We start from the raw sequence: 26,827 nt of genomic DNA on the forward strand, positions 1-26,827 counted from the left end.
TCCTCTGTGCTCTCTGTGTCCTCTGTGGTTAGAAAAAGATCTAGTAGGTCTATGAAAACATACGGACAGTAAACACGAAAAATCCTCATTGTCTTCTCATCACTTCTCTTTGTGAATAAAAGTATTGGAACCACGGAGGACACAGAGGCGCTTCGCGCTGCACAGAGAAGAACCACTCTCACAAAGAGATTATGAGACGCTTCGCTTTAGAGAAAGTACACTTTAATATCTTCTTATCTTCCTCTGTGCTCTCTGTGTCCTCTGTGGTTAGAAAAAGATCTAGTAGGTCTATGAAAACATACGGACAGTAAACACGAAAAATCCTCATTGTATTCTCATTCACTGTTCATTATGCAAAAAGATATTTGAACCATAGAGGACACCGAGGCGCTTCGCGCTACACAGAGAAAAACCACTCTCACAAAGAGATTATGAGACGCTTCGCTTTAGAGATTACAAAACAAGTAGTAGTCTTTTTCTGACACTCATTGTTTTCTCATTCACTTCTCTTTGTGAATAAAGAACCAACAATGAATAAATGCCTGTTTGAACTGTGTAAAACGGCAGCTACATATTTTCCCTATAGTTTTATACTTTTAACTCAACAACATTGCACAATTGGCAATTTACTAGCACTATTATGTATTAAGAAGACTTTAGTCTGAGGTAAGCATGCACGACAAGCAAACTCATTGCCAGCCTACTGGTTGCAATAACTGTAAAGACAATTTAGAACTTGGCTTTGATTTTACAATGGCTTTTCAGCCAATTATTGATTGCACCGATAAACATATTTTTGGCTATGAGGCTTTGGTTAGAGGGCCTAATAATGAGTCGGCTTATTCTGTTATCTCACAAGTTAACGATGAGAACCGCTATACCTTCGACCAGCTTTGTCGCATTAAAGCGATTTCGCTTGCAGCTAAGCTGAAGCTTGATTCGATTTTGAGTATTAACTTTTTACCTAACGCGATTTACAAGCCTGAGCGCTGTATTAGAACAACCCTTGAAGCTGCTAAACAATATGGCTTTCCGGTAGAACAAATTATGTTTGAGTTTACCGAGGTTGAGCAAGTTGAAGACAGTACACATATCAAACGTGTGATCGAATATTACCAATCACTCGGATTTATTACCGCAACCGACGACTTTGGTTCTGGGTATTCGGGTTTAAACTTATTGGCTGATTTTCAGAGCAATATTATTAAACTGGATATGGAATTAATTCGTGATATTCACCTTAATAAAGCGCGCCAAGTTATTGTTAATCATTGTATTGCTATGTTTGAAGAACTCAACATAACCGCCCTTGCCGAGGGGATTGAAACAGTTGAAGAATATCAATGGTTACGCCAAGCCGGCGTAAGTTTGATGCAAGGGTATTTCTTCGCCCGCCCGGGGTTTGAGAGCTTGCCAGAAGTTGATTTTAGTAAGTTTGAGTAAGTAAGCACAACGAGAATCGAGTTGCGACAAAGCAAGAGCTTTCAGACGCGTGAAACAAGTTTCACGCCTACATGTAGCAGCGGGTTTATCCCACGTCATTAGGTGCTAGGCTCTAGGACGCGATGTAAAATCGCTGCTACCTCGAATCTCGTAACTTTACTCTTTCCCCTTGTAACTTGCTAACTTAAGGCATTTCCCGGCTAAAGCCAGTCCTACGCGAGAAACATTAGGTTTTGGGCGCTAGGCGCTAGGACACGATGTAAAATCGCTGCTACCTCGAATCTCGTAACTTTACTCATTCCCCTCTTGTAACTTGAAACTCGCAACTTTATCCACTTTTAGTCCCTTTTTTAGTAAAAATAGCGACTTATTCGTTGATGTAGTTACAAATTATCTGTAACTTGTGTCGCCCATTTCGCTACGCACGACTATAATATTAAGTGAAATCAACATTTCCATACTAAATACTAGGGATACACAATGAAAAAACTTCCTATTGCATTGGCTCTATGTGCTGCTTTTGTGTCTGCAAACACAATGGCAGAAGTTCGCATAAACGGCTTCGCTTCAATTGTCGGCGGTAAAGCCCTTGACGACAACGCAACCCTCTATGGTTACGATGATGATATTTCGTTTAAAAACGAAAGTATGTTCGCATTACAGCTCTCCGCTGACTTACAAGAAAAGCTAAGCGCTACAGCACAAATTGTGGCTCGTGGCAGTGATGATTTTGATGCTGAGTTTGAATGGGCTTATTTAACCTATGAGTTTACTGATGAGCTACAAGTCAGTGCGGGTAAATTACGCGTTCCTTTTTATCGCTATTCAGACTTTTTAGATGTTGGTTACACTTACCGTTGGGTTCGTCCGCCACAGTCTGTTTATAACTTACCATTTTCAACGTATGAAGGTATTAGCCTTTTACACAATACGCAATTAGGCGATTGGGACTCAACAGTCCAAGTTATCTACGGTAGCTTCGATGGCAATATTGCAGTGGTATCTGTTAATGGCGATACAGAACTTAACGATATTGCAGGTATTAACTGGACGATGAGCTATGACTGGTTCAGCGCCCGTGCTGCATATTTTGTAGCAGATACAAGCATTGCCATTGAAAACGACACTGACGCGGGTATTGCGCTTAATGGCCTAGAGCAAACACTGAGAGCCGCAGGTTTTGTTGATCAAGCAGATGATATTGCTGTAGACGAAGATGATGGCTCTTTCTTCGCAGTGGGCTTTTCGATTGATTACAACAACATTCTGTTTGACGCTGAATACACTGAGTTTGAAGTAGAAAACAGCGCTCTTGCTAAACAAACTCAATACTATACATCTGTTGGTTACCGTATGGATGAGTGGATTGTGCACTTAACTTACGAAAATAACGACGACAAACACGATAGCAACCGCTATAACGCACTACCTACAGTACCTGCTTTAAATGCCGGTATTAATCAGGTTCTTGAGGGCGTAAAAGCGAAAAGCAATGTGTATACCATTGGTACTCGTTATGACTTCCACCCATCAGCCGCTTTAAAAGTGGATTTCAGTCGCTTTAAAGATGACATTTCAGATACAGAAACCGACGTTGTTGCTGTTGCTGTTGATTTAGTTTTTTAATTGGAGTTCATGATGAAAAAATTATTAATCGCTACAGCGGTCACCTTATGTTCGCACGCAGCTTTTGCTGACGTTGCTGTAATTGTGAACCCTGCAAATGGCAATGCTATTGATGAAGGTACAATCAAAAAGATTTACCTCGGTAAAGCAAAATCGTTTGATGATGGCACGAAAGTAAACCCGGTAAACCAAGACGGCAACAGCGTAAGCGATGAGTTTAACGATAAGGTGGTTGGCAAGTCGAGCAGCCAGCTAAACGCTTATTGGTCAAAACTGGTATTTACAGGCAAAGGCACTCCACCTGAAAAACTTGGCAACGATCAAGCTGTTATTGACTTTGTTGCTACCAACAGCGACGCCATTGGTTATATTGATGCTGCAAAAGTCACAGACAAAGTAAAAGTGGTTGGTACTTTTTAAGTACCAACTCCTGATAATAAAAAACCAGGCATTGCCTGGTTTTTTATTCGCTTAAATTACTCAACTTTAAATTTTGCAGTGGCGTCGAGTAGTGAATCAGATAAGTAATGAAGATTCTTCGCGACATCACGTACCGCCGACAATGAGTCCATCGTTTCTTCAAATGACATATGCATGTTCGACACATTTTCGACTACCATGCTCGCAACCGATGTTTGCTCTTCAGTTGCTGCTGCAATTTGTGAGTTCATACCGTTAATTTCTAAGATCTGTTCAGAAATCTTATCAATAGACTGCCCAGTACTTTCAGCAGCCTCTGCATTATTTGTAGCCATGTCTCGTGCTGAATTCATCGCATTTACAGCATCACTTGCCGCAGTTGTTAAGGTAGAAAGTAGCTCTCTGATCTCGTTTGTTGAATGCGATGTTCTAGAAGCCAGTTCACGCACTTCATCTGCAACAACCGCAAAGCCCCGTCCTTGTTCACCTGCACGCGCGGCTTCAATAGCCGCGTTTAGCGCTAGTAAATTAGTTTGTTCGGCAATTGAGGTGATCACATTTAAGATTTGCGTCACATTTTTGGTGTCATTAGCTAGTTGATTAATCGTTGATGAAGCTTGATTTATTTCTTCACTCAATGTGCGAGATTCGGTTACAGAGCGCTGTATTTGCGTTTTACTCTGCTCAACCTCTCGCTCGGCTGTTTGCGCAGCTTGTGATGCGTTTGCCGCCGAATGAGAGATATCAGCAACACTTTGACGCATTTCTTCCATCGACTGCTTAACAATATCAGCATCTGATGTTTGTTTAGTTGTCGCGCGTTCAGCTCGCTCCATACCTTGCACTAGTCGCGTTGAGTTCTCCATTAATGGTTCACAAACCGCTATTACTTCAAGTACCGCAGCTTTTAACAATTGAATAAACGCGTTGAAGTTAATCGATACCTGACCAATCTCATCTTTTGCATGTACTTCAAGTTGCGTGCTTAACGACCCTTTACCATCTGCTAATAGACGTAAGTTGTTTGCTGCAGCACTTGCTGATGAGCCAATTCCACGAGCAATCCAAATAGAGGTAACAATTAGTAAGATCAGCGATACAACAGACACTACAAGCATTAAATTAAGTGCGTTATCTGAACGTGCTTTAGTTGCTTGAACCAGTTCAAAAAAACGATCATCTGCGCGAGTTTGTGCTTGTTTAAAGCCAGCTAGTACAGCATCATATTGCTGTGTTTTTTGCTGTGCTTGCTGCTGAATTTTACTGAAATCGGCAGTACCATCGATCATTGAGGTTGCAATGCTCGACGAAGTTTGTGCGTAAAGCTCTAATTGTTTTTTGGTATCGGCATGCACATAGCTGTCGTTAATGCTGATGATATTTTGTAGATTTTCATTAATCGTTTTATACGTTTGCGCAGCACTATCAACTAAGTCTGATTCACCAAACGTGACCGCTTGAGTGTATAACTCATCTAGTTTTTCAAGTAGCGCAACGTTTGCAGATGTAAGTTTAACTACCTGATATGACGATTTCTCTAGCTCGTCGAGCGAGATTTTGTTGTCATTCATCGCTATAAAATTAGTTACTACTATGATCACGAATGCCGTTATAGCAATGCATGTTATGGCGTGTATTTTTTTTGTAATGCTCAAGTTATTGAAAGAAATACCTGCAGACATTGAATCCACCTCTACTGTCATATTACTTAGTATTATCGCCCGATTTCCCTAAAGTATTAACTATATTTATATATTTTCAGGTTTTTTTTATATTTGTTTCATTTGTAGGAGGTCTTGTAGGAGGTACTTCAGTGCCGAACCAAAAATAAATAAGAGCTTTAAGCCTTCAGCTCTTAGACGCGCGAAACAAGTTTCACGCCTACGAATGAAACATAGGTGCTAGGTTTTGGGCGCTAGGTTCTAGGCGCTGGGACGCGATGTGAAATCGCTACTACCTCGCATCTCTTATCTAGCAACTTTCCCCTTTACTCTTTCCCCTCGTAACTTAAGACACTTCCCGGCTAAAGCCAGTCCTACGAACTTCATTTTCGTAACTTTCTTCTTTTTAATAGCGTTCTTTGGGGCTGATCTGTATAATCCGCGGCCTATTATTTACCCTATTGCTTGTTTATTTTCGCAGTTGCTGCGCCCATAACCCTGTCAGTATTTTTCTAGGAACAATTCGTTGATTTCAACCGCAAATATCACCATGCAATTTGGTGCAGAGCCCCTTTTTGAGAACATTTCAGCTAAGTTTGGTAACGGTAATCGCTACGGTTTAATTGGCGCAAATGGCTGCGGCAAATCAACCTTTATGAAAATTTTAAGCGGTGCGCTTGTTCCAACCTCTGGCAATGTGTCAATTGCTCCGGGTTTAAAGCTAGGTACGCTAAGTCAAGACCAGTTTGCGTTTGAGCAATACACAGTGGTTGATGCAGTGATCATGGGTGATGCAGAACTTTGGAAAGTTAAACAAGAACGCGACCGTATCTATTCACTACCAGAAATGAGTGAAGAAGACGGTATGAAAGTAGCTGAGCTTGAAAGCATTTTTGCTGAAATGGATGGCTACACAGCAGAAAGCCGTGCAGAAGAAATTTTGCTCCAAGCGGGCATAGAACAAGAGTTTCATTATGGTTTAATGGCAAACGTTGCGCCGGGTTGGAAACTACGTGTGTTATTAGCACAGGCACTGTTTGCAAACCCTGATATTTTGCTACTTGATGAACCAACCAATAACCTCGACATTCATACCATTACTTGGCTAGCTAACGAGCTTAACCAGCGTAAGTGTACGATGATTATCATCTCGCACGACCGTCACTTCTTAAACTCGGTATGTACTCACATGGCCGATATCGACTACGGTGAGCTTAGAATTTACCCTGGTAACTACGAAAAGTGGATCGAAGCTTCAAGCTTGCAGCGTGAACAACTCCTTGCTGAAAACGCAAAGAAGAGCGCTGAAATAGACGAACTACAAGAGTTCGTAAACCGCTTTGGTGCTAATGCATCAAAAGCAAAACTAGCTAGCTCTCGTGCTAAGCGCATGGATAAAATTAAACTTGATGAAGTAAAAGCATCAAGTCGTATTAGTCCATCACTACGTTTTGATGAAGGCAAAAAGATGTATCGCCAAGCGTTAGAGCTAACTAAATTAGGTCATGGCTTTGATGGTGAAACCCTGTTCAGTGGTGGTGAGTTATTACTTGAAGCTGGCGCTAAGCTTGCGGTTATTGGTGAAAACGGTGTTGGTAAAACCACCCTACTTCGTTGCCTAGTGAATGAATTACAAAGCAACGAAGGCATAGTTAAGTGGTCTGAAAATGCCAGCATTGGTTATTGTCCGCAAGACAGCAGCAAAGACTTTGATAACGACTTAACCCTATTCGATTGGATGTCGCAGTGGCGCACAGCTAAGCACAACGATTTAATGGTACGCGCTATGTTAGGCCGTTTACTATTTACCGCAGATGACGCCAACAAAAAAGCGCGTAACTGCTCGGGTGGTGAAAAGAACCGTCTATTGTTTGGTAAGTTAATGATGCAAGACATCAATGTGCTAATTATGGACGAGCCAACCAACCACATGGATATGGAAGCAATAGAAGCACTCAATAACGCATTAAAAGATTACCAAGGCACGCTGATTTTTGTGAGCCACGACCGTGAGTTTGTATCTTCATTAGCGACTCGTATCATCGATATTAAAGACCAACAACTTATCGATTTTCAGGGCACGTTTGACGAATATATGGACCATGTTGCGCAACAAGCGCAATAACCCCTTCTTCGAAAAGGTGAGCAAGTTAGCTCACCTTTTTTGTTTACGTTCAGTTACATATTCACTTTACTGAATTACCCATTTTAGGTAACTTAAATTTCTTTGACTTCAATAGAACAATAAATTTAAGGGACCTAAATGAAAAAGCTCCTCAGCGTATCGGCACTGACTCTGGCTCTAACAGCCTGTGGTGGCGGTTCATCAACAGATAAAACGCCTGATGTAAAAGTAGAGCAAAATACTGCACCGACGCTTTCTGGCTCGCTCACTCTCTCTACTAAAGCACTTGAATCAGCTAATTTAGTTGTTGATTTAAAAGATGAGCAAAACGACAGTGTTACTACAACGATTATTGATAAGCCAGAGTGGCTAAATGTAACCACCAGCAGTAATCAAGTAACTTTTAGTGCACAGCCAAGCCTATTCGAAGTAGCTAGCCATGCTTTTACTGTGGAAGTCTCTGATGGTAAAGCAAGTAACCAATATACCCTAACCGTTAATGTTGCCGAAAACCGTGCAGCATGGCAACCGATTGAGCTTAGCAATAGCGAAGTGATGGGTAATTGGCAATCAAGCGATGGTAGCGTAAAGCTGGCATTTGCTACTGAAGATGCCGGGGTGATTGCTCAAAACGGTGGGTTAAGTCGTTTTGAATGGTCAAATCCTGATGTGATTGCGTTAAATACCCAAGCGATTGATTGCTTGCATGAGTGTAATCAACAAGCTCTTCTTGAAATGGAAGTGTTGGCTAAGCGCGATGATGCTATTCGTGTTGAGCTTTTTAATGTTTCAACCGATAAAGGCGAAGTAGTTACCCTTTATAAATCCAATACAGAGCTTAGCTCTGCGTATTATGCTGATATGGATCACACTACTTTTCACACGGTGAATCATTTAAATACCGAAGGTGAAGAGAGCTATTTTGAAGTATCGATAGCAAGCTATATTCCGACGGCTTCAGGCAGTACCACATCATTCCCTTATGCAGAGTTTTCGGCGACCTTACAAGGTAAAACGTTAACGATTAATGGCGACAAATTTCTTACGAACACCTATGCAAATCAGCTAAATAAAGAAGGCTACGAGGTGAATGTAGAGTTTGACCTTAACCTCGTTAATGCCGAAGTTGTTGCGCAATTCGATGATTTTGCGGTGCTAAAACTACAACATGTTCTTAGCTATCATGATGAAGCTGACGCTGCGAATATTGTTGAGTCAGAAGAGCTAACTGAAGCTATGAAGGTGCAAACATCGGTTGTTGCATTACAAAAACTGACACCTATTGCGGTTCCTGATCTTAAAGTGGGTAAAACATATACTGGTCGCTTAAATAATAAAAATTCAGATACAGGCGAAGGGTTAACGATTCGTTATTTACCAACATTTTTCACCATCACAGCAGCCAACACTGCAACGGTAACATTCAATACGCCAAGAAGTACTGACTCGTTCAAGTGGCATTACAACTTAGACAATAATGGCGAAACCGTTAAGGTAACCGGCAATGGCCTAGATACCAGCTTACAATTTTTCACTCTGCCTGATGGTAAAACACTCATGGTGCGCGAGCGAAATAAAGAAGAGCGTCAGGCTCGCTTAGGGTATGAATTCATGGAAGTGATTGATGATTCAACCATCACTCTTGATGACTATAAGCACCTATTTAGCTACTTACGTCAAGGCTACACCAGCGGCAACCTGAAAACATACTGGTTTATAAATGATGATGGTAAAGGCAGCTTTTATTATGCTGATCAATATGGCCTTGAAAACAGAGCTAACTTTACGCCAAATACCTATTGGCAATTTGAAGCTGATAACAGTATTAGTTTTGCAATGATGTCTCAGTGCCCAAGTGCAGTTGATTACTCTAGCTGTAAGGATGATGTGTTAGGCGATGATGAAAATTTATATGCTTCTTTAATTAATTTTAAAATTATTCATAAAGATGCAGATAAATTCATTTTCGACCGCCTGTTTTGGCAACGTATCTATAACTACAGCGATAAAGAAGTTGAAGAAAACATATACCAAAACAGTTATTGGTTAGGTATTGAGAAGTAAAAGCGCTTTCAGCTATCAGCCTTCAGTCAGACGCGCGAAACAAGTTTCACGCCTACATGTAGCAGCGGGTTTATCCCGCGTCCTTGGCGCTAGGCTTTAGGTTCTAGGCGCTAGGGCGCGATGTAAAATCGCTGCTACTTGTTCGGCGTTAAAACGCCTCCTACATCTCGCAACTTTCCCCTCGCATCTCGCATTTCGTAACTTTACTCTTTCCCCTCGTAACTTTCCCCTTTCCCCTTGTAACTCGCTAACTTCTTTAAATAAAAAAGGCCACACAGTTCAGCTGTGTGGCCTTTGTACTTAACGGAATTTTAAGTTAAATATCGAAACGGTCGGCGTTCATTACTTTCACCCATGCGTCGACAAAGTCTTTTACAAAACGTTCGTTGTTATCGTCTTGTGCATAAAACTCTGCGTATGAGCGAAGGATTGAGTTTGATCCAAATACTAAATCAACGCGCGTTGCTGTCCACTTAGTTACACCAGTACTGCGCTCAATGATGTCGTAATAGCCTTTCGCTATTGGCTTCCAAGTATAAGCCATGTCGGTTAGGTTCACGAAAAAGTCGGTACTTAATGTGCCTACGTTATCTGTAAATACACCGTGTAAAGTACCATTATGATTAGTACCTAGAACACGCATGCCACCGACAAGAGCGGTCATTTCTGGTGCTGTTAAGCCCATTAATTGCGAACGCTCTAACATTAGCTCCTCTGCTGATACTGTGTACTCTTCTTTGAGCCAGTTACGGAAACCATCATGAATTGGCTCAAGTACGTCAAACGAGTCAGCATCTGTCATTTCGTCTGTGGCATCACCACGACCAGGCGCAAATGGGACTGTTATATCAACGCCCGCGGCTTTCGCGGCTTGTTCAACAGCAGCTGACCCACCAAGTACAATTAAATCAGCTAGGCTTACTGGTTTACTTAAACCCGCTTGTACTGACTCAAGTGCGCTTAATACTTTAGCTAAACGCTTTGGTTCATTGCCCTGCCAATCTTTTTGCGGCGCGAGGCGAATACGTGCACCGTTTGCACCACCGCGATGGTCTGAGCCACGATAAGTACGGGCGCTATCCCATGCTGTTGCAATTAATTCTGCTTGGCTTACACCACAGTTAAGTAGCTTAGTTTTAAGTTCACTAATTTCGCTGTCTGATAAGGTGTAATCTACCGCTGGGATCGGATCTTGCCAGATCAGATCTTCGCTTGGTACATCAGCACCTAAATAACGTGATTTTGGACCTAAGTCACGGTGCGTTAGTTTAAACCAAGCACGAGCAAACACATCACTAAAGTATTCAAAATCATCGTTAAAACGCTCAATGATCTTACGATAAGTTGGGTCCATCTTCATCGCCATATCGGCGTCGGTCATAATAGGATTTAGACGAATTGATGGATCTTCAACATCAACTGGTTTGTCTTCTTCTTTAATATCAATTGGCTCCCACTGCCACGCACCCGCAGGGCTTTTCTTAAGCTCCCAGTCGTAGTTAAGCAGCAAGTAGCAATAACCGTTATCCCATTTTGTTGGGTGAGTTGTCCACGCACCTTCAATACCTGAGGTCATGGTGTCGCGACCAATACCACGTGAATTATGGTTGTTCCAACCTAAACCCTGCTCAAACACATCGGCCGCTTCTGGTTCTGGACCAACGTTTTCTTCGCTACCATTACCATGGGTTTTACCCACAGTGTGACCGCCAACTGTCAGCGCAGCTGTTTCTTCGTCATCCATTGCCATGCGGGCAAATGTTTCGCGAACTTGCTCAGCAGTTTTAAGCGGGTCTGGATTACCATTCACCCCTTCAGGATTAACATAAATTAAGCCCATTTGTACCGCTGCCAATGGATTTTCCATGGTATCTGGCTTGGCTACATTTGAATAACGCCCATCACTTGGTGCTAACCACTCTTTTTCAGCGCCCCAGTAAACATCTTTTTCTGGGTGCCAAATATCTTCGCGGCCACCTGCAAAACCGAAGGTTTTTAAACCCATTGATTCGTAAGCCATATTACCAGCTAAGATAATTAAGTCGGCCCAAGAAAGCTTGTTACCGTATTTCTTTTTAATTGGCCAAAGTAATCGTCGAGCTTTATCTAGGTTAGCGTTGTCTGGCCATGAGTTTAACGGTGCAAACCGTTGGTTACCTGTACCACCGCCACCACGGCCATCTTCTAAACGATATGAACCTGCTGAGTGCCACGCCATTCGGATCATCAAACCACCGTAATGACCCCAATCGGCTGGCCACCATTCTTGGCTTTCGGTCATTAGGTTTTTTAAATCGGTTTTAACGGCTTCAAGGTCTAGTGATTTGAATGCTTCTGCGTAATTAAAGTCTTTGCCGTAAGGGTTCGTTTTGCTGTCGTGTTGATGAAGAATGTCGAAATTAAGTGCGTTTGGCCACCAGTCAGTGTTCGATTGAGCTGTGACAGTATTACTACCATGCATTACCGGGCACCCGCCCGTTTTTCCATTACTCATTGCGTGCTCCTAAAAAGCTAAAATATGACGAAACGCTAGAAATTACTTTTATCTCTTTCGTCATAAAGAGAGATTTTCTACTAGTTATGAATAACTAATAGCGAATAAGTTCCTGTTGTTTGAAACTATAGGAGTTGTATTTAAATAAAGCTAGACGCAAAAGATGGTTTTAAATCGATTGCACCGATAGGAAAATTTGATTTGATTCATTTTATTAAAGCGTCCATTTTATAAGGGTATTTTTTACAGCGAGTAGCCCTTATGAAAACAATTAATCCTGAAGTTGCTAGACAGATAAGTATTAACTTTTTTATCGCCCATTTACCTATTTTGATGTTATCGGGATTTGTGGTGGCGTCGCTTGTGGGGCTAATTTTCAGAAGCTCTGCATTGTTTTGGATAGCACTATTAATTACGCCTTTCAGCATTAATTATTTATATTCTAAAAAGCGTATTAAGCAATTTTGTAAAGACAACAAATGCACTGATATTTCTTGTCTTGCTAAGCAAACTGATTAATTTTTAATTTTATTACCCAGTCACCAGATTATTTAGCCTTCAATTTGTATGAATATTAATTAGTTATGCGAGTTTTTGCGGCAATTTAAAGGTTAGCGTAACACCATGATCAGGCATGCTATCAATGCTCACCTCACCTTGCAGTGCTTGGGTTGCAAGGTTATAAACTATCGACATACCCAAACCACTACCGCCACTACCACGTTTAGTAGTAAAAAATGGTTCGAACACTTTATGCATTACATCTTCACTCATGCCATGACCATTGTCTTTGTAGGTGACTGTGTAGCTGTGGGTGTCATCATCAATGCTTACAGTAATATCGATTCGATTTTGCTCACGCCCTATAAACCCATGAACACAGCTGTTATTCACAAGATTTAAGAATATTTGGCTAAGGGCTCCCGGAACGGTAATGAGCGAAAAATCATCAACGCAGTCAATGTTCACTTCAACATTATTACTGCGGGTTAGTGGCATTAGACTGTGTAAAATGTTTTCAAAATAGTCTTTAATATTCGTTTCGAGTAAATTGAGTGATGATTGATCAACCGCCGTTTGCTTAAAATCACTAATGAGCTTTGCAGCTCGCTCAAGATTCGCAAAGGAAATTTTGATGCACTCGTTTAAATGATTCATACCCTCAAGTAAGGCCGCTTTTGTTAGCGTATTTGCCTCTATAAGTCGATTAAGGCTATTTAGCTTGTCCTTAGCCGAGCTATTTGCTGTTACAGCGATGCCAATAGGCGTATTTACCTCATGAGCAATGCCCGCCACGAGATTACCAAGTGACGCCATTTTTTCGGCTTCAATTAGTTTTTCTTGCATTGCAGTAAGCTCAGATAAGGTTTTTTCAAGGGTACGAGTACGCTCTGCAACACGTTGCTCTAAATGCAGATTAGCACGTTCAAGCTCAGCATTCATGCGTTCATTCTCTTGTGCTGAGAGTGCTCTGCCATATAAGTCAGCTAATGCACCAATAAAGGAGCATTCATCTTCTGTCCATTGCCTTGGTCCACCTATATGCTCACAGCAAAATATCCCGATCATTTTACCTTTATAGCGAATTGGTGCATCTAACATAGCGCCAATATTAAGTGGTTTTAAGTAGCTTTCACTAAACTCAAAGGTGGCAGGGTCAGTATGAGCATCCTCTGCGGTGATAGTACGCTGGGTATCGAGTGCTTTGAAATAAGCTGGATATGCATCACGAGGCAATACTAACATTTGAATTTCTTTGCCGTTTTCTCTATCAAGTAGTAATCGGCACTCAATCGCGGTATTTTCGGCATTTAACAACCATATCCCTGCTCTGCCAATTTCAAGGCCATCTAGTACCGCATTCAGAATTAAGCGTTCAGCTAATTCAACATTGCCACTGTCAAGATCGGAAGAAATTGATACTCCATACAGCAGTTGGACTAGTTGTTGGCGCATACTCTCACCTTTTAGTTTTACGACACTTTAAGTCTAGACGAACATTATAAATCTGACAGAATGAATATAAGTTTTTAAAAACTCATTTAGTATTAAGTAGTTGTTCAGATAAATAAGAGTATATTGTACCCAACTCCTGTTAATACCCTTTACGACTTTATGTTGTTTAAGCAGTTTGGCCAGCTCTCCCCCGAGCTGGTTTTTTTTTGCCTAGTCCACAGTGCTAACGCATGTTACAGTTACCTTAGAAATCATCAAAAATTAATATCTCATGCGTTATACCTTAATTTTAATCACATTTTTAATGAGCTTTAGCACTTTTGCAGTTGCTCAAAATGAACCTGAAAACCGCCCTGCGTTAACCGATGTTGAGCAGCAACAAGCTCTCGATAAGCTTCAAGAACCAATGTATAAGCCATTGTTAGAGCGTTATATTCTTGATGAATTAAAAGCAGTGCGCCAAGACCAGCAAAAATTACGCGAAGACGTAACTAAGCAAGTGGCTCATACTCAACTTGATACCGCAGATCGTGCGATTACTTATACAACAGACACCATTAATAATGTGTTTTTCATTATTACTATTACAGCTTCAATTTTGGTGTTGGTTGGTTGGAATTCCCTCCGTGACGTAAAAAACAAAGTAGAAGACATTGTAAACACACGTGTTAGTGCGATTACACAAGAATACGAAGATCGCTTGAAAGTACTTGAAGAAAAGTTACGTGAGCGATCTGAAGAGATCTTATTAAACCAACAAAAGATCTCGATCACTAACGAAGTTCATTCTTTATGGATGCGTGCCAACTTAGAAAGCGATGTTGCGAATAAGATCGAGATTTTTGACGAAATATTAAAGCGTAAACCTGAAGACGTTGAAGCAATTGCCTATAAAGCGGATGCGCTATTAGAAATTAACGAAACAGGTGAAGCCATTGAACTTTGTAATCAAGCGCTAGAAATTGATAGTGACTACGGCTATGCCTACTGGCAACGTGCTTGTGCGTATGCATTACTGCATAAACATGCTGATGCAATGGCAGACATTCGCATGGCACTTGAGTATTCTCCAAACCTTCGTAACGAGCTATTACACGAAAGCGCTTTTGCCAGCCTGCACGACAACGACAGCTTTAATTCGTTGTTAAACGAAATGGCTTAGCCGAAACCCATGTAGCAGCGGGTTTATCCCGCGTCATAGGCGCTAGGGTTTAGGTTCTAGGTCCTAGGCGCTGGGACGCGATGTAAAATCGCTGCTACCTAGTACCTCGTAACTTTCGCCTTTCCCCTTGTAACTTGAATTCAACTAACTTTCACCCATAAAAAAAGAGCAGCTGGGCTGCTCTTTTTCTAACGGAAGAATAACACTTTGGTTATTTTGCCGTTCTCTATTTTGTAGCTGGTGACAAACTCAGAACGCTTGTCGACGACTTTGGGGTCTTGTGAACATGTTTCAGAGAGTTCATGATCAATCACGATGTTGCCAAGCACAATGCGTTTAATTGGTGATGACTTAATGCACTTTAGCTTTTTAAACATGATGCCATATCGAGCAATAAGCTTTTCTTTACCTTTAAACATCAACTCATTCGGGAATGTATAAAACTCTACGTTTTCGTCATACATCTTAATGAATGCATCGATGTTTCGTGCATTATAAGCTGCAATCAGCTGTTCAATCACCGCCATCGATTCACGTGACTGACGCGCTTTTTCTTGCTGCTTAGCTGTAAGGGCTTCTTTAGCTTGGTTAACGGCTTTTTCAGCTTCTGCAACTGCTTGCTGTTTTTCAGCAACTGTTTTTGGTTGCTCTGCAGGTGCGGGAGTTTGCGTGCCTAGCACTTTGCTGTCATCAACTTCTGCAACCGCCTTTAAAGCTTCTGCAGTGGCTTTTTGCTCATCGCTGCTTTGAGTTTTTTCGGCTGTTGCTTTCGCTGTTTCAGTTTCAGACGCTGATTTTTGTTCTGTTGCAGGCTTTTCTTCAATAAACTCTAAGCTAGGTACGTCCTTCTTTTCGGCTTTTTGTTCATTGCTAGTTTGAGGTTGGACTTGCTCTACTGTTTCGTCACTTGCAATTGACTGCCAAGAGAATAATAAACTGATTGCAAAAAATAACGGTTTCATAGTTTTCCTAAATGCATCATGCCTGATTGAGGCGCTAAGGTAGCAAATTATGACTGCTTGGCATAGTTTTTTACCAATATTGCTCTACTGTTATCTGCCCAGGTTCGCGGCGTCTGTTGCGGCTAAAACCCAGCTCTAATAAAATAGCTGTGGTGTCTTTTACCATTTTTGGATTACCGCAAATCATAAACTGTGCGGTATCAGGTACAGTAGGATGCCCTATTACATCAAACAAACGATGGTCTTTAATTACATCTGTGATCCGACCATTAAAACCTACTTCGGCTGACTCTCGGCTGACTACGGGTGAATAGTAAAGGTTCGGGTACTGTTGCTGAAGCGCTTTAATACGCTCTTGATAGCTTAAGTCCTCGTTAAAACGAACACCATGCACTAGGTGAACATGCTCAAATTTTTGCCACACTTCACCCTGCTCTAATATTGAAATAAAAGGTCCAAGCGCTGTACCAGTACTCAGCATATAAAGTTGTTCGCTGCCAGGTACTTCATCAAGGGTAAAAAAACCTGTGGCGCGACGTTCAATTGTAACTGAGTCACCTGGTTTTAATTGTGCTAGCTGCTGAGAAAGTTGGCCGTCTTTGACGTTAATAAGATAAAACTCAAGATCGGGATTATTAGGCGCATTCACATAAGAATATGCGCGTGCAACACGTTTATCACCCACTTGCATAGCTAACTTAGTAAACTGCCCTGCCGTAAATGGCTCAACATCGGCATTAACGATTAAGCTAAATAATGACTCAGTCCACCATTTAACGTCTTTAACCTTAGCTTCAACCCAATTAGACATACACATCCTCAATTGTTGTTCCTCTATTAAAAGTGGCAACAATTAGTTGAATTTTCAAGTTTTAAGGGGCGGTTGCAAGTTGCGAGCAGGATTTTACGCGAGGTAAACAGGCAGCTATAAAAAAAGCCGCATAAATGCGGCTTTGAGGTTAGTCTCACTTCACTTTGGGCGTGTTTCCAAATTTCAGTGAATACGTTACCAAGGAACTTATTTAAATTGATTCTAAAGCAATTTTAACCATTTCGTTAAAAGTGCTTTGACGCTCTTCACTTGGTGTTGCTTCACCAGTGATTACGTGGTCACTTACAGTAAATAGTGCCATCGCTTTTGCGCCGTATTCAGCGGCTACGCCGTACATGCCAGCTGTTTCCATATCAACAGCAAGTACGCCTAGCTTGTCTAATTCTTGATAAAAAGTGTTATCTGCTTGATAGAATGTATCTGTTGTAAATACATTACCTACCTTCGCTTCAATACCTAATTCTTTTGCTGCGTTTACACCATTTAGTAATAAACCAAAATCAGCAATTGCGGCAAAGTCGTAACCACGAACGCGCGCACGGTTTACGTTTGAATCAGTACTTGCACCTTGTGCAAAGATAACGTCACGGATTTTGATATCGCTACCAATACCACCACAGGTACCAATACGAATTAGATTTTTAACGCCGTAACTAACGATCAATTCACGGGCATAAATTGACATTGATGGAATACCCATCCCAGAGCCCATAATACTTACTGGTTTACCTTTGTAGGTACCGGTAAAACCATACATATTACGAACGCCTGTTACTTGTTTTGCGTCATCTAAAAAGTTTTCAGCAATGTATTGAGCGCGAAGCGGATCACCCGGCATTAATACCGTTTCTGCAAATTCGCCTACATCGGCGCTGATATGAGGAGTACTCATTATTGGTTTCCTTTTTTGTTCGCTAATAGCTTGTCGTTAAAGCTATCACCGTATTCAAGTGCAGGAAGATTAAACCACTGGGCAAGGGTTTGACCTATGTCTGCAAAACTAGCTCGTTCTCCAAGCGGGGTGTTTGTCATTCCCGGTTGGAAAGCAAGTACTGGCACGTATTCACGTGTATGGTCAGTGCCTGCTGCTGTTGGATCACATCCGTGATCGGCGGTAATGATTAACACATCATCGCTATTTAGCTGATTTAAAATGGTCGGCAGATAATCATCAAACTCTTTTAATGCTTTAGCGTAGCCAACTGCATTACGGCGATGACCGTACTTTTCATCAAAATCAACTAAATTTGTAAAAATCAAACTATGATCAGGTGCACTTGCGATAACTTCTGAGGTTTTCTCAAGTAAGTTCATCAGCCCTGGCGCTTTGTGTTTTTGGGTGATGCCTTGGTGCGCATAAATATCGGAAATTTTACCGATACTGATCACTTCACCACCGTCTTGCGATAATTTATCTAGCAAAGTTGGCGACGGTGGAAGCACCGAGTAGTCACGACGATTACCTGTACGGGCAAAATCATCGCTGCTCGAACCCAAAAATGGCCGCGCAATCACTCTTCCTATGTTCATTTCATCAAGCAGCGCCCGTGCGATTTCGCAAACCTGATAAAGTTTCTCCAGTCCAAATGATTCTTCGTGCGCGGCTATTTGAAACACGCTATCAACTGAGGTGTAGCAAATTGGCATGCCAGTTTGCATGTGCTCTTCACCTAGTTGTTCTAAAATGGTCGTTCCTGAGGCATAGCAGTTACCTAAGATGCCTGGAATACCTGCGCGAGCAATAAGCTCATCAACAAATTCTTGTGGAAAACACGGCTGTGTATTTGGAAAATAACCCCAATCAAACAACACAGGTACACCGGCCATTTCCCAATGTCCAGAAGGTGTGTCTTTACCACTTGATAACTCTTTAGCGTAACCCCACGCGCCAGTAGGTGCTTGGCGGTCACTTACTAAACAAGGTTCTTTACCTGCGGCTTCGCATGCATCAGCTAAACCTAGACGGGTAAGATTGGGCAGCGATAAATGCTCACCAGTTTCTTCTGCATAGGCTTTAAGTAAATGAGCAAAAGTATTTGCGCCTACATCACCAAACTTCTCTGCGTCAGGTGCTGCGCCTATTCCTAGGCTATCTGCCATTAAGATGAGTGCTCTTGCCATGGGTACCTCGTTATCAATATGTGAATACTTTATATGCTCTTCGAATTTTTGGTACAGGACATAAGTCCTGTTTCATAAAACAGAAACATTATAAATTTGCATCCCTAAGCGAAGCAAAAGAGATTAATCGTGTCTTTTTTGCTATTGTGATCTACCTAACAATGTTTCCTTCTGTGTGGGCGAGAACTTTAGTGACACGAACAATTATAGCTATTGCTGGCGCATCTGCGTCGGGCAAGTCTCTTTTTAGCAAGACAATTTATAACGAATTAGTCAATGAGCTTGAACCGGGCGCGATCGCAGTGATCGAAGAAGATGCTTATTACAAAGACCAGTCGCATTTGCCGTTTGACCATCGAACGCAAACCAATTACGACCATCCTGATGCTTTCGAGCATGAGCTTTTGCATGAGCACTTACTTCAATTGCGCGCTGGAAAATCGGTAGACGTACCAACTTATGACTATGCAATGCATACCCGTAGCGATGAAACGCGCCGAGTTGCATCTGCAAAAGTACTTATCGTTGAAGGTATTTTGCTACTGAGTGATCCGGCACTTCGAAAAGAATTTGATATTAAGGTGTTTATTGATACACCGTTAGATATCTGCCTTATGCGCCGTATGCAACGAGATATGGAGCAGCGTGGCAGAACATTACAGTCCGTTGTTGATCAATATCAAGCGACAGTGCGACCTATGTTTTATCAGTTTATTGAGCCATCAAAACACAAAGCTGATCTCGTAGTCACTCGCGGCGGTATGAATCGCGTTGCCATTGATATAATTAAAAGTAAAATAAAATATTTACTGCAACAATAACAACGGGAAATAGTCAGTATGACAACATTTATGAGCTTAGTAGGCATTGTTGTGCTACTAGGCATTGCTTTTGCGGCTTCAACTAACCGTAAAGCGATTAATTTAAGAACAGTAGGCATCGCTTTTTTACTACAAGTGTTAATTGGTGGCTTTGTCTTGTTCTTCGAAGTGGGCAAAAACGTACTAGCAAGTATGTCACGAGGAGTTTCATCGGTTATTGGATATGCCAATGACGGTATAAGCTTCTTATTTGGCTCACTGGCATCGCAAGATACTTTAGGGTTTATTTTTGCGATACAAGTATTGCCCGTTATCGTGTTCTTCTCAGCATTAGTTGCTGTGTTGTATCACATCGGAGTAATGGATTGGATAATCAAGATTCTCGGCGGTGGCTTACAAAAGCTATTGAAAACCTCTCGCCCTGAATCGCTTTCTGCAACCGCCAATATTTTCGTTGGCCAAACAGAAGCACCATTGATTGTTAAGCCATTTATTGCCAGCATGACTAAGTCAGAGCTGTTTGCGGTAATGGTAGGTGGCCTTGCTACCGTAGCAGGTTCTGTTATGGCGGGTTACGTAACAATTGGTGTAGAGCTTAAATACTTAATCGCAGCCAGCTTTATGGCGGCACCAGGTGGTTTCTTAATGGCAAAAATGATTGTGCCAGAGACCGAAACACCAAAAGAAGATTTAGCTGATTTAGACGTACAAGAAGAAAAACCGGTTAACGTAATTGATGCAGCTGCATCAGGTGCCGCAAACGGTATGCATCTAGCACTGAATGTAGGTGCTATGTTACTTGCTTTCGTAGCACTTATTGCACTTTTAAATGGGCTATTAGGCGGTATTGGTGGTTGGTTTGATCATCCAACATTAACGCTACAAGAAATTTTAGGTTACGTATTCGCGCCAGTTGCATGGTTATTAGGTGTACCTTGGAACGAAGCAGTAATCGCAGGCAGTTTTATAGGTCAGAAGGTTGTAGTAAACGAATTTGTTGCTTACCTCGACTTTATTAATTATCGCGATACGTTAAGTGCGCACACACAAGCGATTGTCACATTCGCGTTATGTGGGTTTGCTAACTTATCATCGATAGCAATTTTACTAGGTGGATTAGGCGGTATGGCGCCTAGTCGGCGAAAGGATATCGCACGCTTAGGGCTCAGAGCAGTGTTAGCAGGATCTATGGCTAACCTCATGAGTGCAGCAATTGCAGGTTTTTTCCTCTCGCTAGCTTAGAAACTTAATGAGATGAGCCGTAGTTGCAAAACAATAGGATAGGACTTTAAGGGGTTAAAGGTCTATCTGACTTGAACGATACTTCACCAAGGGCCGCAAGGCCCTTTTATCGTTTTATGTGCTAAGATTTAATTACTAAGTCTATTTAAGTACATAAATGAAATTTTTACGAGTTTATATACTAATCCTTTTCTTTAGTTGGCCAGCACTTTGCGAACCGACCCTGACCGTTGTGACTGAGCTGTCGCCACCAAACCAAACTTTAATCAATAACCAAGTTTCCGGTGAAAGCACCGAATTAGTTAAAGCTATTTTTGCCAAAGCAAACATAAACCCAAATATAGAGCTTTATCCTTGGGCCCGTGCCTACAATATGGCACTTAAGAGACCTAATATCTTTATTTATAGTATGGCGAAGACCCCTGAGCGCGAAAAACACTTTCATTGGATTGGTGAAGTGGCTACCTATCAAATGGGCTTTGTTAAATTAAGCTCTCGCACAGATATAAACATCACCTCAAACGAGCAAGCAAAAGATTACAAAATAGCCGTACAACGTAATGATTTAGCGGCACAGCGCCTAACAGACCGTGGTTACACTGTAGTCTATACTTCGGATATCAATAAATCATATCAACTGTTGATGTCGGGCAAGGTTGATTTAATTATCGATGATAAAAATTATATTGCAGCTATGGCTGAGCAGCTGGCATTAGATGAGCGCCGCTTTAGCTTTACGCATGGTATCGACTTTTTAACCATGAAAGGCTACCTCGCGGCAAATATTAATACCGAACAACGCTATGTGGATGCGTTAAAAAAAGCATTTAATGAAGTGATGATGACGCCAAAATACAATACCGTGATGTTACTACAGCGACCTTAATTCGCCTTATATTGCTCAATATACTTTTCTAGTAGTCCTTGTTTACTCAGCTTGTTATAACTTGCTTGAAATCGAGCAACTAACTCATCAGGTAATGCTTTATTTAGCGCTAGAAAGTTACCCACGGCGCCATTCAGAGGCAATTCAACTAACTTAACCACTTCTCTGCCTTGGTGACCATACTGCATTAATTGATATTTAAACGATAGCTCTGAGCCTATGATCAGCTCAATCTTATTTTTAAAAAATAGGTTAATACATTCGTAATAATGACTCACTTTTAGAAGATTTTTATCACCTTCATAGCCAATGCTTTCTACGAATTTTTCGTAAATGCTGTCTCTGACAACACATAAACTATGGTCTTTTACTTGAGATAAGTCGATAGGATTAATGCGATCATTTGATTGTAAGCGATAAAAAAAGTTACGTGATGAAGCCAGTGGACCAACCCACTTGAATAACTCTTCTCGATCAGGAACTCGTGCCGTAGAGACTAGGCCTGATTGTGGTTTTTTCTGTGCAAAGTGATATGCCCTAGACCAAGGTAAAAGCTCGAAGTGACATTCAATGTCTGCATCAACACACATTGCTTTGACAAATTTAAGATTAATGCCTTCTAGGTGCCCTTTGTTTGAAAAATTATATGGCGGGAATTGCTCGGTGTAGATGGTGACACTATCCTTTGCCATTACTACGGGTGCAAAACTTAGGCATGCTAACAACAATAATTTTAAGATAATTAATACACCCTAATTAAATAGCTGCATTAAATATAGAAATTTTCATTAGCTCAGTCAATTTTTAAGCACAAAAAAAGCAAGCCGTAGCTTGCTTCTTCTTAATTTTTACTAAAAGTAAAAATTATAACGGAGTGATGTTATCCGCTTGTGGGCCTTTTTGACCTTGTGAAAGAGTGAACTCTACACGTTGGCCTTCAGCTAAAGTTTTGAAACCGTCGCTTTTAATAGCGCTGAAGTGTGCGAACACGTCTGGGCCATTTTCTTGCTCGATGAAACCAAAACCTTTAGATTCGTTAAACCACTTAACTGTACCTGATACGATGTTAGACATAGTATTATTCCTGATATAAAAAATTAAAAATGCCCTAATGGGCGGGTGTAGCAAAAAATGAGATGGTACTTAAAAACTTCAGGACGGTACTACAAGTATTACTTATACAACAACGAAATAAAGATTTATTAATTACACGCTTTCTTTCTAGCTGGTGCCCACTATATAGAGTTACTAAGATAAGTCAAACACTATCGTCATTAAAACTCAAATTCCAATGCTAAGCGAAAGCTATGATCTTTACCAGATTGACTCAGTTCGCTGATAAAACCAGCTTCCCATTTTAACTGACGTTTTGGACTAAACCTATGTAAACCAATAAAGCCGGGACCAACCCCAACAAAGTCCTCACCAGCGTAAATTTCTATTGATGGTTGAAATGCTGATCGATAGCGATAACGATACTGCAAACGAAACTCGCTTTCCCACTCATTCTCGATATCTGCGCCCCATTCATACACTAAAAATGCATTCATAGTCAGGCTTGTACGGCCAAACTCTTTTTCCCATAAAAAGCCAGTCGTTGCTTCGTAAGCATCCACTGTATGTTGTTTTTCAAGCTCAAATAGTGCCCCCCAGTCAGCCCATAATCGTCCCTGTTCAACAAGCTGCCAACGTAACTCTACCTCGTATGAAGATAACCCAAAATCGCCGTTATCGTCTCGCTCGCCAACCAAATAACCTTCAAGACTCATGGTGTCATTAATTGCCCCACCAAAACCTGCGCGCTGCGCTAACACATTGCCGCTATCAGTTTGTCTCGACACTAAACGCCACTCTACTTCGCGCTCAAAAGGCATTACATAAGGGTGATATACTTTATCGACCACCATGCCATCAGCATGTGCGACTTGACTAATAGTTGCTAACAGCAAACAGCTTAAGCTAATCATTAAGAACCGCATACTGGCTCCTCTGTCTTTTTAATTTTTAAAACACGCGCTAAGGCGATAAATACCAACGCTGCAACTACATACACCCAAAGCGCTGTTTTACTTGGTGTGGCTTCGTAACCCAATAAGGCTTTTAATACCCGCCCTAGTTCTGAGTTTTCAACTAGAAACCCACGCCAATCTAAATAATTTGAAGTCACATCGAGTAAGTCAACCTGACTTGCTAAATCAAGAAGTATCAATAACTTTGCTGTTGCATTTAAGGCAAGCAACACAACTAAAGGCTGCACGCCTGCGCGTTTAACAACACTTTCAAGTAAAAAGAACAGTAACACACCAAAGCTAATACAAATACCAACCCCTAATAAGGTACCAAGTATCAGTGGCTCAGCAGTATCTTTGCTGTGCCAGAAACTGACTAAATAAATCATGTAGTGACTTAAATACAACGTCATGGTAGCAACCAATGCGACAGCTGCGGCCTGACTTCGTTGCTGACAACTAATTAATGCAGCTGCAAAAATCACAATACACAGCAACATTTGCATGAACTCTAAGCCTCTATGATCAAATAACTGGCTCACCCATGCAGCGCCTTGTACAAACACTAAACTCATCACAATACCAATAACGGCATAAATACATAGCTGACGCTGATTTAAAGGCACAATCAAACCCAAAAGCACAGCTAAAATCACCACTGGCAGAAGCTGATTTATACTCATCAGCAGACTAGTTATCAGCATCATCCACCTCCGTAGCCACAACAGTCCCTCGAGCAGTGTTAGGCGAAAATTCACCAAAAAAATCATAACGCCCAGGGCTTAATGGGCCGATATAAATCACACTGGTTCGGCCTGGGTAGAGCACTTTTTCGCGGTTTAAGTCAAAGCTATCGAACTCTTCAGGAGTGTCATCTTGATTTTCGATTAATAGTCGCAGCTTTTTATTGGCAGGTACTTTAATTTCAGCGGGGTAAAATAGATGATCTCTTAAGATCAGTTTGTACTCTTTGGCATAAGCAAGCCAAGACGACATACATAGTAGCAGCATAGAGAATGCCAAAATCCATTTATTCACTAATCTCTCCTTGCATAAAAGAGACGCTTACTCGCAAGCCACCGAGGTGACTATCTGCAAGCGCAATATCAGCGTTATAAATCGATACTATGTGTTCAACAATAGCCATACCAAGCCCGGCTCCTTGCTCACCGGATGGATGTTTATCGCCACCCACGCGGTAAAAACGGTTAAAAATGCGCTGCTTTTGAGCTTCATCAATACCTGGACCGGAGTCATCAATTTGCCAGATAAAACGATTACCTTCGGCTTTAAGAGTAATACAAATCTCTCCCACAGCTGGTGTATATTTTATGGCGTTACTCAGTAAATTGCCAAATAAAGTGATCAAAGTGAATTCATCACCAGCAATAATAAAATCATCACCATCTATGCTAATTGTATGCTCTTTTTCATCGATACGGTCATAAAGTTGTGCTACAACTTGCTGGCTAACCTCTAATACCGATACAGGGCTAAATTGCGCCTGCCACTGCTCTGGGTATGTTCGCCCTAAAATCAACATCTGCTCAACGATATTACTCAGTTTATCAACGCCTTTTTCCATCGCATCAAGTTCTACACTATCGACACCTTGGGCAAGTAAATTATGTACATTTATTTTTAAGCTACTAAGCGGTGTGCGCAGCTCATGGGCCGCATCTGAGGCAAAAAATCGTTCTCGTAAATAGGCACTTTCAACACGCTTAAATAGATCGTTTAAGCGGCTGATTACGGGTTTAATTTCTTGTTCTGGGGTCTGCCAAGGGATCGCAGTAAAGTCATTTGCTTGTCTATGTTTAAGTTGATTAGATAACCGAGTGAGTGGCGCAAGCCCTTGTTTTACAAAAACACTAATAAGCAGTGCTAAGATTGGTACGCTCCATAACAATGGCGTCATAGCCGATAAAATCACTGTTTCTGTTAGTGCCACACGTTTACTCAATGGCTCAGCAATAAGCACCCGCTTATCTCCTTCGCTTAAACGGTATACTTTGACTCGTTGCCCTGCCAAATTCTCAACACTAAACCCGGTTTGCCAGTGACTTTGATTGATTGGGTTATTTTGTAATGACTTTGAGCTTGAGACCAAACTGTCATCCACCCAAACCTGAAATAATAACTGCGGTAAATTACTCGTATAGGCAGGAGTTTCTTTATTTAACGGCTGTTCAATCAACACATGCGCAAGCGTTACCAGCTCATTATCAAGCAGTGCTTCAGCCTGATTCATACTTTCTCGATAACCTTTAGTAAAAGCCAAAAAGCAGGTTAAGATCACCATAGACAAGATAAGTAAGGTGAGTCGCTTACGAATTGACACTAGCGTTTACCTACCACATAACCAATGCCGCGTAAGGTTTTTATGAACTCTTTCGGAAATTTTTTACGTAAGTGATGAATATGCACTTCGATGGTATTTGATCCCACCTCTTCGCCCCACTCATAGAGTTTACTCTCTAGCTGCTGTTTTGATTGCACGCGGCCCTGATTTTCTAACAAAGCTTTAAGGAGCATGAACTCTTTACGCGGAAGATTTACGGGCTCTCCTTGATAACTCACGGTAAAAGCCGCGGTATCCATTTCAACATCACCGACTTTTAAGGTGCTGGTTTGTGCTTGTGTCAGGCGCCTGCTTGCAACCCGAAGACGTGCAAATAATTCAGCGGGATCAAACGGTTTTGCAAGATAATCATCAGCCCCTAAATCTAAACCCATAACTTTATCGTCGATACTACCCCTAGCAGTTAAAATCACCACAGGAATGTTTTTACGATGTTTTTTTATATGCTTTAAAATGTCGATGCCATCACCGTCAGGTAGCCCTAAATCAAGGACTACCAGCTCAATTTCATCGTTGTCCAGCCATTGCATCGCTGACTTAACGGTCGAACTATGTTCAACACTATATCCTTGTTGACGCAAAGAGCGACACAGGCCTTCAGCCACTAAATGGTCGTCTTCAACGAGCAATAAATGCATAGT

At 41.4% G+C, this 26,827-nt stretch carries 24 protein-coding genes; 10 read left to right on the top strand and 14 right to left on the bottom strand.

Annotated features, from left to right (window positions below; all coding sequences use genetic code 11):
- Positions 1-672: 672 nt before the first annotated feature.
- The 3 genes from QUE86_RS17955 to QUE86_RS17965 all read left to right on the top strand — a co-directional run bounded on the left by QUE86_RS17955 (position 673) and on the right by QUE86_RS17965 (position 3,489).
- Positions 673-1,443, top strand: a complete 771-nt coding sequence (locus QUE86_RS17955) for an EAL domain-containing protein (protein ID WP_167657347.1) — start codon at positions 673-675, stop codon at positions 1,441-1,443.
- Positions 1,444-1,923: 480 nt separating this feature from the next.
- Positions 1,924-3,069, top strand: coding sequence for a porin (locus QUE86_RS17960; protein ID WP_130052963.1), 1,146 nt, complete (start codon positions 1,924-1,926; stop codon positions 3,067-3,069).
- Positions 3,070-3,081: 12 nt separating this feature from the next.
- Entirely contained in the window at positions 3,082-3,489 is a 408-nt protein-coding gene (locus QUE86_RS17965) for a type 2 periplasmic-binding domain-containing protein (protein ID WP_130053041.1), read from the top strand.
- Positions 3,490-3,545: 56 nt separating this feature from the next.
- Here the strand turns inward: QUE86_RS17965 and QUE86_RS17970 are convergent, their stop codons facing one another.
- Positions 3,546-5,171 carry a methyl-accepting chemotaxis protein gene (locus QUE86_RS17970; protein ID WP_286260826.1) on the bottom strand — a complete coding sequence of 542 codons (1,626 nt, stop codon included), beginning with the start codon at positions 5,169-5,171 and terminating at the stop codon, positions 3,546-3,548.
- Between the two features lie 505 nt (positions 5,172-5,676).
- Between QUE86_RS17970 and QUE86_RS17975 the strand changes: the two genes are divergently transcribed.
- Complete coding sequence (locus QUE86_RS17975; RefSeq protein ID WP_130052965.1) at positions 5,677-7,275, top strand: ABC-F family ATPase; 1,599 nt, start codon at positions 5,677-5,679, stop codon at positions 7,273-7,275.
- A 138-nt stretch (positions 7,276-7,413) separates the two neighbouring features.
- Positions 7,414-9,339 (top strand): hypothetical protein, encoded by a 1,926-nt coding sequence (locus QUE86_RS17980; protein WP_286260827.1) that lies wholly within the window; start codon positions 7,414-7,416, stop codon positions 9,337-9,339.
- A gap of 316 nt (positions 9,340-9,655) precedes the next feature.
- Here the strand turns inward: QUE86_RS17980 and katG are convergent, their stop codons facing one another.
- Entirely contained in the window at positions 9,656-11,833 is a 2,178-nt protein-coding gene (katG, locus tag QUE86_RS17985) for a catalase/peroxidase HPI (RefSeq protein ID WP_256854098.1), read from the bottom strand.
- A 261-nt stretch (positions 11,834-12,094) separates the two neighbouring features.
- Here katG and QUE86_RS17990 point away from each other — a divergent pair, with 261 nt between their 5' ends.
- Complete coding sequence (locus tag QUE86_RS17990) at positions 12,095-12,352, top strand: hypothetical protein (protein WP_256854099.1); 258 nt, start codon at positions 12,095-12,097, stop codon at positions 12,350-12,352.
- Positions 12,353-12,415: 63 nt separating this feature from the next.
- Here QUE86_RS17990 and QUE86_RS17995 read toward each other — a convergent pair whose 3' ends face one another.
- The gene (locus tag QUE86_RS17995) at positions 12,416-13,789 is read right to left on the bottom strand and encodes a GAF domain-containing sensor histidine kinase (protein ID WP_286260828.1); all 1,374 of its coding nucleotides are present in this window, start codon (positions 13,787-13,789) and stop codon (positions 12,416-12,418) included.
- 271 nt (positions 13,790-14,060) lie between these two features.
- On the opposite strand from QUE86_RS17995, the gene QUE86_RS18000 reads away from it, so the two are divergent.
- Complete coding sequence (locus QUE86_RS18000) at positions 14,061-14,951, top strand: tetratricopeptide repeat protein (protein WP_130052970.1); 891 nt, start codon at positions 14,061-14,063, stop codon at positions 14,949-14,951.
- A gap of 188 nt (positions 14,952-15,139) precedes the next feature.
- On the opposite strand, the gene QUE86_RS18005 is transcribed toward QUE86_RS18000, so the two are convergent.
- From QUE86_RS18005 to QUE86_RS18020, 4 genes are all read right to left on the bottom strand, one after another.
- Entirely contained in the window at positions 15,140-15,913 is a 774-nt protein-coding gene (locus tag QUE86_RS18005) for a nuclear transport factor 2 family protein (RefSeq protein ID WP_286260829.1), read from the bottom strand.
- Positions 15,914-15,983: 70 nt separating this feature from the next.
- Positions 15,984-16,724: a ferredoxin--NADP reductase gene (locus QUE86_RS18010; protein ID WP_130052972.1), complete on the bottom strand. Its 741-nt coding sequence runs from the start codon at positions 16,722-16,724 to the stop codon at positions 15,984-15,986.
- Positions 16,725-16,935: 211 nt separating this feature from the next.
- Entirely contained in the window at positions 16,936-17,637 is a 702-nt protein-coding gene (gene deoD, locus QUE86_RS18015; protein ID WP_130052973.1) for a purine-nucleoside phosphorylase, read from the bottom strand.
- Entirely contained in the window at positions 17,637-18,866 is a 1,230-nt protein-coding gene (locus tag QUE86_RS18020; protein WP_286260468.1) for a phosphopentomutase, read from the bottom strand. Before QUE86_RS18020 ends, deoD begins: the two co-directional genes overlap by 1 nt.
- A 191-nt stretch (positions 18,867-19,057) precedes the next feature.
- Between QUE86_RS18020 and udk the strand changes: the two genes are divergently transcribed.
- The 3 genes from udk (at position 19,058) to QUE86_RS18035 (ending at position 21,815) form a co-directional block, all read left to right on the top strand.
- The gene (gene udk, locus QUE86_RS18025) at positions 19,058-19,687 is read left to right on the top strand and encodes a uridine kinase (protein ID WP_130052975.1); all 630 of its coding nucleotides are present in this window, start codon (positions 19,058-19,060) and stop codon (positions 19,685-19,687) included.
- 18 nt (positions 19,688-19,705) lie between these two features.
- Positions 19,706-20,929: a NupC/NupG family nucleoside CNT transporter gene (locus tag QUE86_RS18030; RefSeq protein ID WP_130052976.1), complete on the top strand. Its 1,224-nt coding sequence runs from the start codon at positions 19,706-19,708 to the stop codon at positions 20,927-20,929.
- A 157-nt stretch (positions 20,930-21,086) separates the two neighbouring features.
- Complete coding sequence (locus tag QUE86_RS18035; protein ID WP_286260475.1) at positions 21,087-21,815, top strand: substrate-binding periplasmic protein; 729 nt, start codon at positions 21,087-21,089, stop codon at positions 21,813-21,815.
- Here QUE86_RS18035 and QUE86_RS18040 read toward each other — a convergent pair.
- The 7 genes from QUE86_RS18040 to QUE86_RS18070 form a co-directional block, all read right to left on the bottom strand.
- Positions 21,812-22,507 (bottom strand): substrate-binding periplasmic protein, encoded by a 696-nt coding sequence (locus tag QUE86_RS18040; RefSeq protein ID WP_167657341.1) that lies wholly within the window; start codon positions 22,505-22,507, stop codon positions 21,812-21,814. The genes QUE86_RS18035 and QUE86_RS18040 overlap by 4 nt on opposite strands.
- A gap of 172 nt (positions 22,508-22,679) precedes the next feature.
- Positions 22,680-22,889 (bottom strand): cold-shock protein, encoded by a 210-nt coding sequence (locus tag QUE86_RS18045; RefSeq protein ID WP_036972536.1) that lies wholly within the window; start codon positions 22,887-22,889, stop codon positions 22,680-22,682.
- A 200-nt stretch (positions 22,890-23,089) separates the two neighbouring features.
- Positions 23,090-23,782 carry a hypothetical protein gene (locus QUE86_RS18050; RefSeq protein ID WP_239978019.1) on the bottom strand — a complete coding sequence of 231 codons (693 nt, stop codon included), beginning with the start codon at positions 23,780-23,782 and terminating at the stop codon, positions 23,090-23,092.
- Positions 23,782-24,531 (bottom strand): iron transporter, encoded by a 750-nt coding sequence (locus tag QUE86_RS18055; protein ID WP_250662072.1) that lies wholly within the window; start codon positions 24,529-24,531, stop codon positions 23,782-23,784. Before QUE86_RS18055 ends, QUE86_RS18050 begins: the two co-directional genes overlap by 1 nt.
- On the bottom strand, positions 24,515-24,862 hold the full coding sequence (locus QUE86_RS18060) for a cupredoxin domain-containing protein (protein WP_256854101.1): 348 nt from the start codon (positions 24,860-24,862) through the stop codon (positions 24,515-24,517). The genes QUE86_RS18055 and QUE86_RS18060 overlap by 17 nt, the downstream gene beginning before the upstream one ends.
- Positions 24,855-26,165, bottom strand: a complete 1,311-nt coding sequence (locus QUE86_RS18065; RefSeq protein ID WP_250662073.1) for an ATP-binding protein — start codon at positions 26,163-26,165, stop codon at positions 24,855-24,857. Before QUE86_RS18065 ends, QUE86_RS18060 begins: the two co-directional genes overlap by 8 nt.
- A complete protein-coding gene (locus QUE86_RS18070; RefSeq protein ID WP_130052981.1) occupies positions 26,165-26,824 on the bottom strand; it encodes a response regulator transcription factor in 660 nt (219 codons plus the stop codon). Before QUE86_RS18070 ends, QUE86_RS18065 begins: the two co-directional genes overlap by 1 nt.
- Positions 26,825-26,827 lie beyond the last annotated feature (3 nt).

It is taken from the genome of Pseudoalteromonas apostichopi (assembly GCF_030297135.1).
Classification (GTDB): domain Bacteria; phylum Pseudomonadota; class Gammaproteobacteria; order Enterobacterales; family Alteromonadaceae; genus Pseudoalteromonas; species Pseudoalteromonas apostichopi.